Here is a 13752-nt window from a genome sequence, read left to right as displayed (position 1 = left end):
GGCCGCGGGCCCTTTCAGTACATGGGCCGGGCCCTTCAGTACATGGGCCGGGCTCTCAGTACGGGTAGAAGCCCGAGCCGGTCTTGCGGCCCAGGCGGCCCGCGTCGACCATCCGCTGGAGCAGCGGGGGAGCGGCGTACAGCGGCTCCTTGAACTCCTCGTACATCGAGTCGGCGACCGAGGCGACGGTGTCGAGGCCGATCAGGTCGGACAGCTTCAGCGGACCCATCGGGTGGGCGCAGCCGAGCTCCATGCCGTTGTCGATGTCCTCGCGGCTGGCGATGCCCGACTCGAACATCCGGATCGCGGAGAGGAGGTAGGGGATCAGGAGCGCGTTGACGACGAAGCCGGAGCGGTCCTGGGCGCGGATGGCGTGCTTGCCGAGGTGGTTCTGGACCAGCGCCTCGGCGCGCTTGATCGTCTCCTCGCCGGTGGTGAGCGCGGGGATGAGCTCGACCAGCTTCTGCACCGGGGCCGGGTTGAAGAAGTGGATGCCGATGACCTGCTCGGGGCGGGCGGTCGCGACGGCCAGCTTCACCAGCGGGATGGAGGAGGTGTTGGAGGCGAGGATCGCGTCCGGACGCGTCACCACCTGGTCCAGGACCTGGAAGATCTCGGTCTTGACCTGCTCGTTCTCCACGACGGCCTCGATGACCAGGTCCCGGTCGGCGAACTCGCCCAGGTCGGTCGTGAAGCTGAGGCGGTCGAGCGTCGCGTCGCGCTCGGCGGCAGTGATCTTGCCGCGTTCGGCGGCCTTGCCGAGCGAATTGGTCAGGCGGGTGCGGCCGATCTCCAGGGCCTCGCCGGTGGTCTCGGCGACCATGACCTCCAGGCCGGACCGGGCACATACCTCCGCGATGCCGGCGCCCATTTGGCCGCAGCCGACCACTCCGACGCGTTCGATGTCGGTCACATCGTGCCTTTCGCTGATCTTCGGGACCGGCGGGAGCCGTAAGGGTCCGACGCCCGCCTCGGCCCCGACGTTACTCCGCGCGCTGGTGCGCCGGGGCGGGCGGGGCGGGCATTCTGAGCGTGGAGAGCCTCATTTACCGGACGGATTGGGGTGGTGGCATGCGACGAATAGGAAATTTCACCCGAAGAGGGTTTGCCGTGGCCGCGCTGGGGGTGGCGTCCTCGGCGCTGTGGACACCGGAGGCCGCGGCGAGCACGCCGCGCCGGCACGGCGGAGCCGCCGACACCGCGGACCGCCGCCGGGAGCCGGGGGGCGGGAACAGCCACCGCCCGGAGTTCCGGGGGATGTGGCTGGCCACCGTCGCCAACCGCGACTGGCCCTCGAAACCGGGCCTGACCGCCGCGCAACAGCAGGCCGAGCTGGTGGCCTACCTCGACAAGGCGGCGGCCGCCCGCCTGAACGCGGTGCTCTTCCAGGTCCGTCCCACGGCCGACGCGCTCTGGCCCTCGCCCTACGAGCCGTGGGCGCAGTACCTCACCGGCGTCCAGGGCCGCGACCCCGGCTGGGACCCGCTGGGCTGCGCCCTCCGGGAGGCGCACGAGCGCGGCCTGGAACTGCACGCCTGGTTCAACCCGTACCGGATCGCCAACCACGCCGACCCGTCGAAGCTGATCGCCACCCACCCCGCCCGGCTGCACCCCGACTGGGTGCTCTCCTACGGCGGCAAGCTCTACTACAACCCCGGCCTGCCCGAGGTCCGCGCCTTCGTCCTCGACGCGATCATGGACGCGGTACGCCGCTACCCCGTGGACGGCGTGCACTTCGACGACTACTTCTACCCCTATCCGGTGGCGGGCCGGACGCTGAACGACGACGCGGCCTACGAGGCGCACGGCGGCGCCTTCCCGGACCGGGCGAGCTGGCGCCGGGACAACATCGACCGGCTGGTGCGGGAGCTGGGGGAACGGGTACGCGCGACCCGGCGCACCGCCCGCTTCGGGGTCAGCCCGTTCGCCGTCTGGCGCAACAAGGCCACCGACCCGACCGGCTCCGACACCCGAGCGGGCGTACAGACGTACGACGATCTCTACGCCGACACCCGTAAGTGGGTCCGCCAGGGGTGGATCGACTACATCGTTCCGCAGGTCTACTGGAACATCGGCTTCGCCGCCGCCGACTACGCCGAGCTCGTGCCGTGGTGGGCGCGGACCGTGGACGGCACCCGGGTGCACCTCTACATCGGCGAGGCGCTCTACAAGGCGGGCGACCCGGCCCAGCCCGCCCCCTGGCAGGATCCGGCCGAACTCTCCCGCCACCTCACCTTCGACGACCGCTACAAGCAGGTGCGCGGCAACGTCTACTTCTCCGCCAAAGAAGTGGCCACGGACCCCACCGGGGCGATGGCCCGCGTGGTGGCCGACCACTACCCCTCCCGGGTGCGGCCACCGCGCTGAGCCGGCCGCGACCGGCGCCAGGAACGGCCGCCGGCCCTAGACTGACCACAAGGGCGCGGCCCCGGCAGTACGGGCTCGCGTCCCCGACGACTGCGACCGGTGCGACCGGGCGCACCCCGACCATCCGGATGGAGGTCACCCCCATGCAGGCCAAGGAAGGCGACCGATTGCTGATGCACGGCAGGATCGTCGGGCAGCACGACAGGGTTGCCGAGGTGGTCGAAGTGCTCGGCGAGGGCGGGACCCCGCCGTACCGTGTCCGCTTCGAGGACGGCCACGAATCGATCATGTCGCCCGGTCCCGACACCGTCGTACGCCACCAGGACCTGGCGGCCGACTGACGGCGACCGAGCGCAACGGGGCCCGACGACCTTTGCCGGGCCCCGTTCCCGCGCCGCCGAAAATCCGTCGACGCTCCCGGGCCCGTCTGCCAGGCTCCCGCCATGATCGAAACCGCTGACCGGACGTACCCGGCCCCCGACGGCCACGAGATCTCCACCGACCCCGCCCGCCTGGACCGCCCCTTGGTCCACCACTGGCTGTCGACGGACGCGTACTGGGCGCTCGGTAGGGACCGTGAACGCCAGGAGCGGGCGATCGACGGGTCGCTCAACTTCGGGGTGTACGAGACGGCGTCGGGCCGCCAGGTCGGGTACGCCCGGGTGGTCACCGACCACGCCACCTTCGGCTGGCTCTGCGACGTCTACATCGACCGCGCCGCGCGCGGCAGGGGGCTGGGCGCGGCACTGGCCACCGCCGTCCGCGACCACCTGGCGCCCAGCGGCCTGCGCCGGATCATGCTCGCCACGGAGGACGCGCACGGCGTGTACGAACGCGTCGGCTTCCGGCGGATCACGGACCCGGAGAAGTGGATGGCGCTCGCCGTCACGGAGGCTGCCGCGGCCGGTCCCGGGGCGGAACATCACACTCCGGCGGTCGATAGCGAACTTGCCCAGTAAATATGTGAGTTGAGGGGGGTTCACAGCGGCATCGGCGCTCTTACCATCACCGAATGACTGTTCGCCTCACGCTGGTCGCTGCCGGGCGCAGCTCCTCGTTGCTCGAAGCCCGCTTCGACGACGACCGGCCGCTGGACACGATGGGGTGGCACGAGGTCGAGCGGGCGGCCCCCGCGCTCAGCCCGCTGGCCGCCGCCGAGCTGCGCTACTGCTCGCCGGCTGCCCGCAGCCGCGAGACCGGCGAGCTGCTCGGCTTCACCCCGCTGGTCCAACCCGCGCTACGCGATTGCGACATGGGCCGGTGGCGCGGGCGCACGCTGCGCGACGTGGCGGCCGCCGAACCCCAGGCCGTCGACGCCTGGCTGGCCGACCCGCGCGCAGCGCCGCACGGCGGCGAGTCCCTGCTGGCATTCATCACGCGCATCGGCGGCTGGCTGGACACCCGCCCGGTGGGCGACGGCGGCAGCGTCCTCGCCGTCGCCGAGCCGGGCGTCATCCGCGCCGCCGTCATCTACGCCCTCCGCGTCCCGCCGCACGCCTACTGGCGCCTGGACGTGCTCCCCCTCTCGGTCACCACCCTGCACGGCCACCCGCACTCCTGGACGCTGGTCCTGTCGTCCTGAGCGCCCGCCGGACCGGCCGTCCGCCGGCCCTCAGCCCAGCCGCCGCACCGGCTCCCCCGCGAGGAACGCCGCGATGTCCGCCACCGCCTGCCGGAAGTACCCCTCGTAGTTCCGCCGCGTCACATAGCCCAGGTGCGGGGTGGTCAGCAGGTTCGGCAGCGACCGGTACGGGTGGTCGGCCGGCAGCGGCTCCTGGTCGAACACGTCGGTCCCGGCGCCCGCGATCCAGCCCTCGCGCAACGCCGTCGCGAGCGCGTCCTGGTCGACGATCGCGGCCCGTGAGGTGTTGACGAGGTACGCCGTCGGCCGCATCCGCTTCAGCTCGGCCTCGCCGATCAGCCCCCGCGTACGCTCGCCGAGCACCAGGTGCACGGAGACGAAGTCGCTGCTCTCCAGTAGATCTTCGAGGGAGGCGGCCCGCCGTGCCCTCGCCTCTTCCGCCCGCTCGTCCGTCAGGTTCCGGCTCCAGGCCACCACGTCCATCCCGAAGGCCTGCCCGACCGCCGCAACCCGCGCACCGATCTTCCCGAGGCCCAGCAGGCCGAGGCGCCGCCCGTACAGGTCGGCCCCCACCGTGCTCTGCCACGGCCCGCCCGTCCGCAGGGCGGTGTTCTCCCGGACCACGCCGCGCGCGAGGCCCAGCAGCAGTGCCCAGGTCAGCTCCACCGGCGGCTCGGAGTTGCTGGCCGTCCCGCACACGGTCACGCCGTGCCGGGCCGCCGCCGCCAGGTCGATCGAGGCGTTGCGCATACCGGAGGTGATCAGCAGCCGCAGGCGGGGCAGGCGCGCGAACAACTCGGCGGGGAACGGCGTCCGTTCGCGCATCACGACGAGGATCTCGCAGTCCTCGATCGTCTCGACGAGCCGGTCCCGGTCGCCGATGTACTCGCGTACCACCCGCACGTCGACCTCGTCCGCCACCGCGCCCCAGTCCGCCATGGACAGCGCGACTCCCTGGTAGTCGTCGAGCACCGCACACCGCAGCTTCATCTTCCGCCCCTCCTGCCGCCGACGCTCCGTGCCGGCCAGTCTCTCCCACCGCCGCCCGGCGGCCCCGCGCGGCACCTGTCGATCTTGTCCTTCGATATGGCGGAACCTTACAATCCCCACCCGCTCGACTCGGTTGATTGCGGTACCTGTCGTGCGGCAAATCGCTTGGGAAGGTGGCAGATGACCCGACGGCCCATCCCGCAGTCGAGACGATCGTCCGCGTGGTGTGTTGTCTCTCCACTACAAAGGGGGCTCGTCCATGCGTATGGACACCGACAACGTTCTGATCACCGGCCTGGGCGCCACCACCCCGCTCGGCGGGGACGCCGTGTCGACCTGGGCCGCGATGCTCGCCGGCCGCTCCGGCATCGGCCCCCTCCAGGAGGAGTGGGCGGCGCAGCTGCCCGGGCGGATCGCGGGCCGGCTCGCGACCGAACCCACCGAGGTGCTGGACCGGGTGCAGGCCCGCCGGATGGACCGCTGCGAGCAGGTCGCGCTGGTCGCGGCGCGCGAGGCGTGGGCCGACGCGGGCGCGCCCGACGTGGACCCCGAGCGGCTGGCCGTGGTGATCGGCACGGGCACCGGCGGCGCGCTGACCATGCTGGGCCAGGACGACGTCCTGGAGGCCTCCGGCGTACGGCGGGTGTCGCCGCACACCGTGCCGATGCTGATGGCCAACGGCCCCGCCGCCTGGGTCAGCATCGAACTCGGCGCCCGCGGCGGCGCCCACACCCCGGTCAGTGCCTGCGCGTCCGGTGCCGAGGCGATCGCCATGGGCGCGGACCTGATCCGGCTCGGCCGCGCCGACGTGGTCGTGGCGGGCGGCGCCGAGGCGTGCGTCTGCGCGCTGACGATGGCGGGATTCGCGCAGGCCAAGGCGCACTCGACGCGTAACGACGCGCCGCAGCGGGCCTCCCGCCCGTTCGATGTGGACCGGGACGGGTTCGTCATCGGCGAGGGGGCCGCGGTGGTCGTCCTGGAACGGGCGGAGTTCGCCGCCGCGCGCACCGCCCGCGCGCACGCCACGCTCGCGGGGGCCGGCATCACCTCGGACGCCTTCCACATCACGGCGGCCCACCCCGAAGGCCAGGTCCGCGCCATGCGCCGGGCGCTCTCCGACGCCGGTCTCGCGCCGCAGGACATCGGGCTCGTGCACACCCACGCGACGTCCACGCCCAAGGGGGACCTGGCCGAGGCGCAGTCGGTGACGGAGGCGGTGGGCACCCACCCGGCCGTCACCGCGACCAAGTCGATGACCGGTCACCTCTTCGGCGCCGCCGGCTCCCTCGGCGCGCTGGCGACGATCCTCGCGGTACGGGACGGCGTCGTCCCCGCGACCCTCAACGTCGACACCCTCGACCCGGAGGTCAAGCTCGACGTCGTGACCGGCGCCGCGCGCCGCACCGCCGTAGGCGCGGCCCTGACCAACTCCTTCGGCTTCGGCGGCCACAACGCGTCGCTGGTCTTCACCCCGGCCCCCTGACGGCGGCCCGCGCGCCCCGGTCGCCCGTCCCGCCGTATCCCGGCGGGGCGACCGGGGCGCGTGCTAGCGTCGGCTCGTAGACCGAGCGCTTGAGCGAGTCTTGAGCGAGTGGGGAGGAGGTGGGTCGATGACTGTCGTGGAGACCGCCGCTGTGCGCGGCGCCCGGGCCATCCTCACCTCCCGGGTCCCGGCCTGACCCGCGTCACCCGTCCGGTGCCGTCGGGCACGCCCCCGTGCGTACCGGGACCCTGATCACAAGGGTTTCCACGTTGTCTCGTTCTTCTGCTGATCCCTCCCCCGACGCCGTCACCGAGGCGTTCTTCGCCCTGCACCGCGGGCTGCCCCGGCAGGGCCCCGGGTCGGACGACACCACCCGGCGGCTGCTCCGGCTGGCCGGACCGCTGCCGGCGCGCCCGCGCGTACTGGACGTGGGCTGCGGCCCCGGCCGCTCCGCGCTGTTGCTGGCCGCCGAGGTCGGCGCGCACGTCACCTGCGTCGACCTGCACCAGCCGTTCCTGGACGAGCTGACCGCCGCCGCCTCGCGCCGCGGCCTGGCGGCGCGGATCACCGCGGTCCACTGCTCGATGGACCGCCTGCCCTTCCCCGACCATGCCTTCGACCTGGTCTGGGCCGAGGGTTCGGCGTACCTCATGGGCTTCGAGGCGGCGCTGCGGAGCTGGCGCCGGCTCGTCGCGCCGGGCGGCGCCCTGGTCGTCACCGAGCCCGAGTGGTCCGTCCCCGACCCGTCCCCGCGGGCGCGGGCCTTCTGGGACGCCACGTACCCGCTGCGTACGGCCGCGGGGAACACCGCGCTCGCCGAGGCCGCCGGCCACCGGGTCGTCGCCCGGCTGCCGCAGCCGGACGGCGACTGGTGGGCGGAGTACTACGACCCGCTCGCCGAGCGGATCGCCGCCGCCGACCTCGCACGGCCCGGCATGACGCAGGCCGTCGCCGCAGCGCGGGAGGAGATCGCCCTCCGCCGGGAGCACGGCGGCGAGTACGGCTACGCGGGCTACGTCCTGCGGCCTCACCCGAGCCCCGGGGCCGCCTCCGGATGGCGCACCCGTCCCGAGACGCCTCGGGACGCCGCGGCCGTCCGCGCGATCGACCTGGCCGCCTTTCCCACCGCGGAGGAGGCGGACGTCGTCGACGCGCTGCGTGCCGATCCCGGCGCGTGGCTCGACGGGCTGTCGTGGGTGGCCGAGGCTGCCGACGGCACGCTCGCCGGGCACGCGCTGCTCACCCGCTGCCACGTCGGCGGACACCCCGCGCTCGCGCTCGCACCCGTCGCGGTGGACCCCGCCCACCAGGGCAAGGGCGCCGGTTCGGCGGTGGTCCGGGCCGCGCTCGATGCCGCCCGGGCGGCGGGGGAGCACCTGGCGGTGGTCCTGGGCCACCCCGGCTACTACCCCAGGTTCGGCTTCGCGCCGGCCTCTCGCTGGGGCATCGGGGCGCCGTTCGAGGTGCCGGACGAGGCGATGATGGCCCTCCCGCTGGACGCGGCCCGGCCGGTACCGGGCGGAGTGATCCAGTACCCGGCGGCCTTCGGGGTCTGACGCGGTGACGGTGCCGTGCCGGGGCTGACGCGGTGAACGCGCCCGGTGACCGGCGGGCCCCGCCGGTCACCGGGCGCGGCGGCACCCTCGGCCCACCTGCCACCGGCCCCGCCGGATCAGCCCCCTGCCACCGGCCGCGGCCCCTCAGCCCGTCGCCAGCTCCCCCAGGAGCTGCCAGGTGCGGCGCCGGCCGGCGTCTCCGGTGAGCTCCGTGCCCGCGAAGATCACCTCCGTGGCGCCGGCGTCGCGGTAGCGCCGTACCTCCGCGGCGACCGTGCGCTCGTCGCCGATCACGGCCACGTCGGCCGCCCGCTCGGCGCCGGAGAGTTCGATGACCCGGGCGTAGGAGGGGATCTGCTCGTAGAAGGCGAGCCGCTCGGCGGCCGTCTCGCGCACCGCGTCGGCGTCGTCGGTGACCACCCCGTGCACGAGCGCCACGATGCGGGGCGCGGGCCGTCCGGCGGCCTCCGCCGCCGCGGTGACGGCCGGGACGATGTGCTCGGCCAGGGCGCGCGGCCCGGCGAGGTACGGCAGGATGCCGTCCGCCAGCTCCCCGCTCGCCCGCAGCGCCTGCGGACCCATCGCGGCGACGAGCAGCGGCACGCCGGTGTCCGCGCCCGGTACCCGTGCGGGGATCGGGGTGGCAGCGGTGAGCAACTCGCCGCGGAAGTCGGCGCTGCCGGTCTCGGTGAGCTGCCGCAGCGCGGTGAGGAACTCCCGCAGGCGGGCGACGGGCCGTTCGAACGGGATGCCGAAGCCGCCCTCCGTCAGCAGCTTCGTGCCGAGGGCGAGCCCGAGGTGGTAGCGGCCGTGGGTGGCCGCCTGCGCCGTCAGGGCCTGGCTCGCGACGGTCAGCGGGTGGCGTCCGAAGACGGGGATCGCGGACGTGCCCACCTGGAGGCCGGGGGCCGCGCGCCCGGCGATCGCCGCGAGCTGCGGCGAGTCGGCGCCGAGGGTCTGCCCGAACCACACGGACCGCAGTCCGGCGGCCGCGGCCTCCTCGGCCAGCCGCACACTGGCGTCGATCTGGTTGTCGTAACCGGTCGCGTCGATTGCTGCTCCCACAGTCATGCTCCCGAGAACCGCCCCCGCCCCGGCCCCATTCCGTCCGCATGTGACGGCTTCTTGTCAGTCGCGTGAAGCAGTCCGGTTGTCGGTCGTGGGAAGTCGTGGGAAGCAGTCCGGTTGTCGGTCGTGGCAGTGGGCCGGGGCCCGGTCCCGGAACCGCGCGGCGTACCGGAGCCGCACCGGCACCGTCGCCCCCTTCCCCGCATCCTCCTGCATGACGTTGCATAAAACTTCACTGGTCCGTATAGTCATGCCATCGATGAGGAGGATTCGATGACTGTACGAGCGGCGGTGGCCGGGGCCAGCGGGTATGCGGGCGGGGAAGTCCTGCGTCTGCTGCTGGCGCACCCCGAGGTCGAGATCGGGGCGCTGACCGGGAACTCCAACGCCGGACAGCGACTCGGCGCGCTCCAGCCGCACCTGCTGCCACTGGCGGACCGGGTGCTGGAGCAGACCACCACCGAGGCGCTGGCCGGGCACGACGTCGTCTTTCTCGCGCTGCCGCACGGGCAGTCGGCGGCCGTGGCCGAGGAGCTGGGCCCGGACGTGCTGGTCGTGGACTGCGGCGCCGACTTCCGGCTGACCGACGCGGCCGACTGGGAGAAGTTCTACGGCTCGCCGCACGCCGGCACCTGGCCGTACGGCCTCCCCGAGCTTCCCGGGGCGCGCGCCGCGCTGGAGGGGTCCAAGCGCATCGCCGTCCCGGGCTGTTACCCCACCGCCGTCTCGCTCGCGCTGTTCCCGGCGTACGCCGCCGGGCTGGCCGAGCCGGAGGCCGTGATCGTCGCGGCGTCCGGCACCTCGGGCGCGGGCAAGGCCGCGAAGCCGCACCTGCTCGGCTCCGAGGTCATGGGCTCGATGAGCCCGTACGGCGTGGGCGGCGTGCACCGGCACACCCCCGAGATGATCCAGAACCTCAGCGCCGCGGCCGGCGAGCCGGTCAGCGTCTCCTTCACGCCGACCCTCGCGCCCATGCCCCGCGGCATCCTCGCGACCTGCACGGCCAAGGCGAAGCCGGGCCTGACGGCCGAGGACCTGCGGGCCGCGTACGAGAAGGCCTTCGCCGACGAGCCCTTCGTGCAGCTGCTGCCCGAGGGCCGCTGGCCGGCGACCGCCGCCGTGTACGGCTCGAACGCGGCGCAGTTGCAGGTGGCGTACGACGAGGCGGCGGGGCGGATCATCGTGATCGCCGCGATCGACAACCTCGCGAAGGGTACGGCCGGTGGCGCCGTACAGAGCATGAACATCGCCCTCGGGCTCCCCGAGGACACGGGACTTTCCACGATCGGAGTCGCGCCGTGAGCGACGCACGCGCAGCCGCCGGACGGCAGACGGCGACGAGGCCCGCACCGCTGCGCTGCGCGGGCGGAGAAGCGAACAAGGAGATGCAGTGAGCGTTACGGCAGCCAAGGGATTCACGGCGGCGGGCATCGCCGCCGGGATCAAGGAGAACGGGAACGCGGACCTCGCCCTCGTGGTGAACACCGGTCCGCGACTGGCCGCCGCCGGCGTCTTCACCGCCAACCGCGTCAAGGCGGCGCCGGTCCTCTGGTCCCAGCAGGTGCTCAAGGCCGGACAGGTCGGTGCCGTGGTGCTGAACTCCGGCGGCGCCAACGCGTGCACCGGGCCGAAGGGCTTCCAGGACACCCACGCCACCGCGGAGAAGGTCGCCGAGGTGCTCGGTCAGAACGCCGGCGAGGTCGCGGTCTGCTCGACCGGGCTGATCGGCGAGCTGCTGCCGATGGACAAGGTGCTGTCGGGCGTGGAGAAGGCCGCCACCGAGCTCAGCTCGCACGGCGGCGAGAAGGCCGCCATCGCGATCAAGACCACCGACAGCGTGCACAAGACCGCGGTCGCCGAGCGCGGAGGCTGGACCGTCGGCGGCATGGCCAAGGGTGCGGGCATGCTCGCGCCGGGGCTGGCCACGATGCTCGTCGTGCTCACCACCGACGCCGACGTGCCGGCCGAGGACCTGGACAAGGCGCTGCGCGGGGCGACCCGTACGACCTTCGACCGGGTGGACTCCGACGGCTGCATGTCCACCAACGACACCGTGCTGCTGCTCGCCTCGGGCGCGTCCGGCACCACCCCGGCGTACGAGGAGTTCGCCGAGGCCGTGCGGGAGGTCTGCGACGACCTCGCGCGGCAGCTCATCGGCGACGCCGAGGGCGCCAGCAAGGACATCCGCATCGAGGTGATCAACGCGGCGAGCGAGGACGACGCCGTCGAGGTCGGCCGGTCCATCGCGCGGAACAACCTCCTGAAGTGCGCCATCCACGGCGAGGACCCGAACTGGGGCCGGGTGCTGTCCGCCATCGGCACCACCTCCGCCGCCTTCGAGCCGGACCGGCTGAACGTCGCGATCAACGACGTCTGGGTCTGCAAGAACGGCTCGGTGGGGGAGGACCGCGACCTGGTCGACATGCGCTACCGCGAGGTCAGGATCACCGCCGACCTCGCCGCCGGGTCCGAGTCCGCGGTCATCTGGGCCAACGACCTCACCGCCGACTACGTCCACGAGAACAGCGCGTACTCGTCATGAGCGAGCAGTCCACCCCCGCAGGCTCGGGGGCCACCCGCAAGCACACCGCGCTGCCCAAGGCCCGCATCCTCATCGAGGCGCTGCCCTGGCTGACCCGGCACCACGGCAAGACCGTCGTCATCAAGTTCGGCGGCAACGCCATGATCGACGAGGAACTGAAGGCCGCCTTCGCGCAGGACGTCGTCTTCCTGCGCCACGCGGGACTGCGCCCGGTCGTCGTGCACGGCGGCGGCCCGCAGATCAGCAAGCAGCTCGACGCGCTCGGCATCGCGTCGGAGTTCAAGGGCGGGCTGCGGGTCACCACGCCCGAGGCCATGGACGTCGTCCGGATGGTGCTGGCCGGACAGGTCCAGCGGGAGCTGGTCGGGCTGCTCAACCAGCACGGGCCGCTCGCCGTCGGCATGACCGGCGAGGACGCCCACCTGATGACCGCCACCAAGCACTACGCCGACATCGACGGCGAGCTGGTCGACATCGGCCGGGTCGGCGAGATCACCGCCATCGACCCCGGCGCCGTCCAGGCCCTGCTCGACGACGGCCGCATCCCGGTGATCTCCTCGGTCGCCCGGAGCGCCGACGACGGCCACGTCTACAACGTGAACGCCGACACCGCCGCCGCGGCGCTGGCCGCCGCGCTGAACGCCGAGACGCTGATGGTCCTCACCGACGTCGAGGGCCTGTACGAGGACTGGCCGCACAGCGACGAGGTCATCTCCCGGCTCACCGCCACCGAGCTGGAGAAGCTGCTGCCGGACCTGGCCAGCGGCATGGTGCCCAAGATGCGCGGCTGCCTGCACGCGGTACGCAACGGCGTGCACACCGCCCGGGTGATCGACGGGCGCGTCCAGCACTCCATCCTGCTGGAGATCTTCACCGACGAGGGCATCGGCACGATGGTCCTCCCGGACGCCAAGGACGTAACCACCGACGAGGGGGCAGCGGCATGACGGACGGCGCGACCAACACGGACCTCACCCGGCGCTGGCAGGGCGCCATGATGGACAACTTCGGCACGCCCCGCATCCCGCTGGTGCGCGGCGAGGGCACCAAGGTCTGGGACGCCGACGGCGCCGAGTACCTGGACTTCCTCGGCGGCATCGCGGTCAACGCCCTCGGCCACGCCCACCCGGCCGTCGTCCGCGCCGTCTCCGACCAGGTCGCCACCCTCGGCCACGTCTCGAACTTCTTCGTCGCCGAGCCCACCGTGGCGCTCGCCGAGCGGCTGCTGCGGATCGCCGGCGGCCGGCCGGGGCGGGTGTACTTCTCCAATTCCGGCGCCGAGGCCAACGAGGCCGCCTTCAAGATCGGCCGGCTGACCGGCCGGACCCACATCGTCTCCACCGTGGGCGGCTTCCACGGCCGCACCATGGGCTCCCTCGCGCTGACGGGCCAGCCCACCAAGCAGGACCCCTTCCGACCGCTGCCCGGCGACGTCACATACGTCCCGTACGGCGACACAGAGGCGCTGCGAGCCGCCGTCACCAACGAGACGGCCTTCGTGATCCTGGAGCCCCTCCAGGGTGAGAACGGCGTCGTCGTGCCCCCGGCCGGATACCTGCAGGCCGCCCGCGAGATCACCAGTGCCACCGGCACCCTGCTCGTCCTGGACGAGATCCAGACCGGCATCGGCCGGACCGGGCACTGGCTGGAGTCGCAGGCCCATGGCGTCGAGGCCGACATCGTCACCCTCGCCAAGGGCCTGGGCGGCGGCCTGCCGATCGGCGCCACCCTCGCGTACGGGAAGGCCGCCGAGCTGCTCACGCCCGGCGCGCACGGCTCCACCTTCAGCGGCAACCCGGTCGTCTGCGCCGCCGCACTGGCCGTCCTGGACACCATCGAGGCGGACGGGCTGCTGGAGCGCGTGAAGCAGACCGGGGAGCGGCTGCGGGCCGGGATCGAGGCCCTGGGACACCCGCTGGTCGGCTCGGTCCGCGGCGCGGGCCTGCTGCTGGGTATCGTCTTGAGCGGGCCGCACGCGCAGGAAGCGCAGCAGGCCGCACAGGACGCAGGCCTCCTGGTGAACGCCGTCGCGCCGGACGTGGTCCGGCTCGCGCCGCCGCTGATCGTCTCCGACGCTGAAGTGGATACGTTCCTCCGGAAGCTCCCCGGCGTCCTCGACGCGGCCGGCGAGGCGGCCGACGGGGAACGACGAGCCGGAGACTGA

General features: G+C 73.3%; 13 protein-coding genes. 10 read left to right on the top strand and 3 right to left on the bottom strand.

Annotated features, from left to right (window positions below; genetic code table 11):
- Positions 1 to 55 precede the first annotated feature (55 nt).
- Entirely contained in the window at positions 56 to 913 is an 858-nt protein-coding gene (locus IF20_RS28440) for a 3-hydroxybutyryl-CoA dehydrogenase (RefSeq protein ID WP_052868213.1), read from the bottom strand.
- Between the two features lie 158 nt (positions 914 to 1071).
- On the opposite strand from IF20_RS28440, the gene IF20_RS28435 reads away from it, so the two are divergent.
- From IF20_RS28435 to IF20_RS28420, 4 genes are all read left to right on the top strand, one after another.
- On the top strand, positions 1072 to 2367 hold the full coding sequence (locus IF20_RS28435; RefSeq protein WP_052868212.1) for a glycoside hydrolase family 10 protein: 1296 nt from the start codon (positions 1072 to 1074) through the stop codon (positions 2365 to 2367).
- Between the two features lie 143 nt (positions 2368 to 2510).
- A complete protein-coding gene (locus IF20_RS28430; RefSeq protein ID WP_052868211.1) occupies positions 2511 to 2708 on the top strand; it encodes a DUF1918 domain-containing protein in 198 nt (65 codons plus the stop codon).
- A 102-nt stretch (positions 2709 to 2810) separates the two neighbouring features.
- The gene (locus tag IF20_RS28425) at positions 2811 to 3326 is read left to right on the top strand and encodes a GNAT family N-acetyltransferase (protein ID WP_110944617.1); all 516 of its coding nucleotides are present in this window, start codon (positions 2811 to 2813) and stop codon (positions 3324 to 3326) included.
- Positions 3327 to 3379: 53 nt separating this feature from the next.
- Entirely contained in the window at positions 3380 to 3949 is a 570-nt protein-coding gene (locus tag IF20_RS28420; protein WP_052868210.1) for a histidine phosphatase family protein, read from the top strand.
- 30 nt (positions 3950 to 3979) lie between these two features.
- On the opposite strand, the gene IF20_RS28415 is transcribed toward IF20_RS28420, so the two are convergent.
- Positions 3980 to 4939, bottom strand: a complete 960-nt coding sequence (locus IF20_RS28415; RefSeq protein WP_052868209.1) for a D-2-hydroxyacid dehydrogenase family protein — start codon at positions 4937 to 4939, stop codon at positions 3980 to 3982.
- 259 nt (positions 4940 to 5198) lie between these two features.
- Here IF20_RS28415 and IF20_RS28410 point away from each other — a divergent pair, with 259 nt between their 5' ends.
- Positions 5199 to 6422: a beta-ketoacyl-[acyl-carrier-protein] synthase family protein gene (locus IF20_RS28410; protein WP_110944616.1), complete on the top strand. Its 1224-nt coding sequence runs from the start codon at positions 5199 to 5201 to the stop codon at positions 6420 to 6422.
- 269 nt (positions 6423 to 6691) lie between these two features.
- Positions 6692 to 7978, top strand: a complete 1287-nt coding sequence (locus IF20_RS28405) for a bifunctional class I SAM-dependent methyltransferase/N-acetyltransferase (RefSeq protein WP_052868207.1) — start codon at positions 6692 to 6694, stop codon at positions 7976 to 7978.
- A gap of 144 nt (positions 7979 to 8122) precedes the next feature.
- Here IF20_RS28405 and IF20_RS28400 read toward each other — a convergent pair whose 3' ends face one another.
- On the bottom strand, positions 8123 to 9049 hold the full coding sequence (locus IF20_RS28400) for a TIGR03564 family F420-dependent LLM class oxidoreductase (protein WP_052868206.1): 927 nt from the start codon (positions 9047 to 9049) through the stop codon (positions 8123 to 8125).
- A gap of 270 nt (positions 9050 to 9319) precedes the next feature.
- Between IF20_RS28400 and argC the strand changes: the two genes are divergently transcribed.
- The 4 genes from argC (at position 9320) to IF20_RS28380 (ending at position 13752) form a co-directional block, all read left to right on the top strand.
- Positions 9320 to 10348 carry an N-acetyl-gamma-glutamyl-phosphate reductase gene (gene argC, locus IF20_RS28395; RefSeq protein WP_052868205.1) on the top strand — a complete coding sequence of 343 codons (1029 nt, stop codon included), beginning with the start codon at positions 9320 to 9322 and terminating at the stop codon, positions 10346 to 10348.
- Between the two features lie 88 nt (positions 10349 to 10436).
- Positions 10437 to 11588, top strand: coding sequence for a bifunctional glutamate N-acetyltransferase/amino-acid acetyltransferase ArgJ (gene argJ / locus IF20_RS28390; RefSeq protein ID WP_052868204.1), 1152 nt, complete (start codon positions 10437 to 10439; stop codon positions 11586 to 11588).
- Entirely contained in the window at positions 11585 to 12535 is a 951-nt protein-coding gene (gene argB, locus IF20_RS28385; protein ID WP_052868203.1) for an acetylglutamate kinase, read from the top strand. Before argJ ends, argB begins: the two co-directional genes overlap by 4 nt.
- Positions 12532 to 13752 (top strand): acetylornithine transaminase, encoded by a 1221-nt coding sequence (locus tag IF20_RS28380; RefSeq protein WP_052868202.1) that lies wholly within the window; start codon positions 12532 to 12534, stop codon positions 13750 to 13752. Before argB ends, IF20_RS28380 begins: the two co-directional genes overlap by 4 nt.

Source organism: Streptomyces niger (assembly GCF_000718305.1).
Classification (GTDB): domain Bacteria; phylum Actinomycetota; class Actinomycetes; order Streptomycetales; family Streptomycetaceae; genus Streptomyces; species Streptomyces niger.
This window is presented reverse-complemented; position numbering and strand designations above follow the sequence as displayed.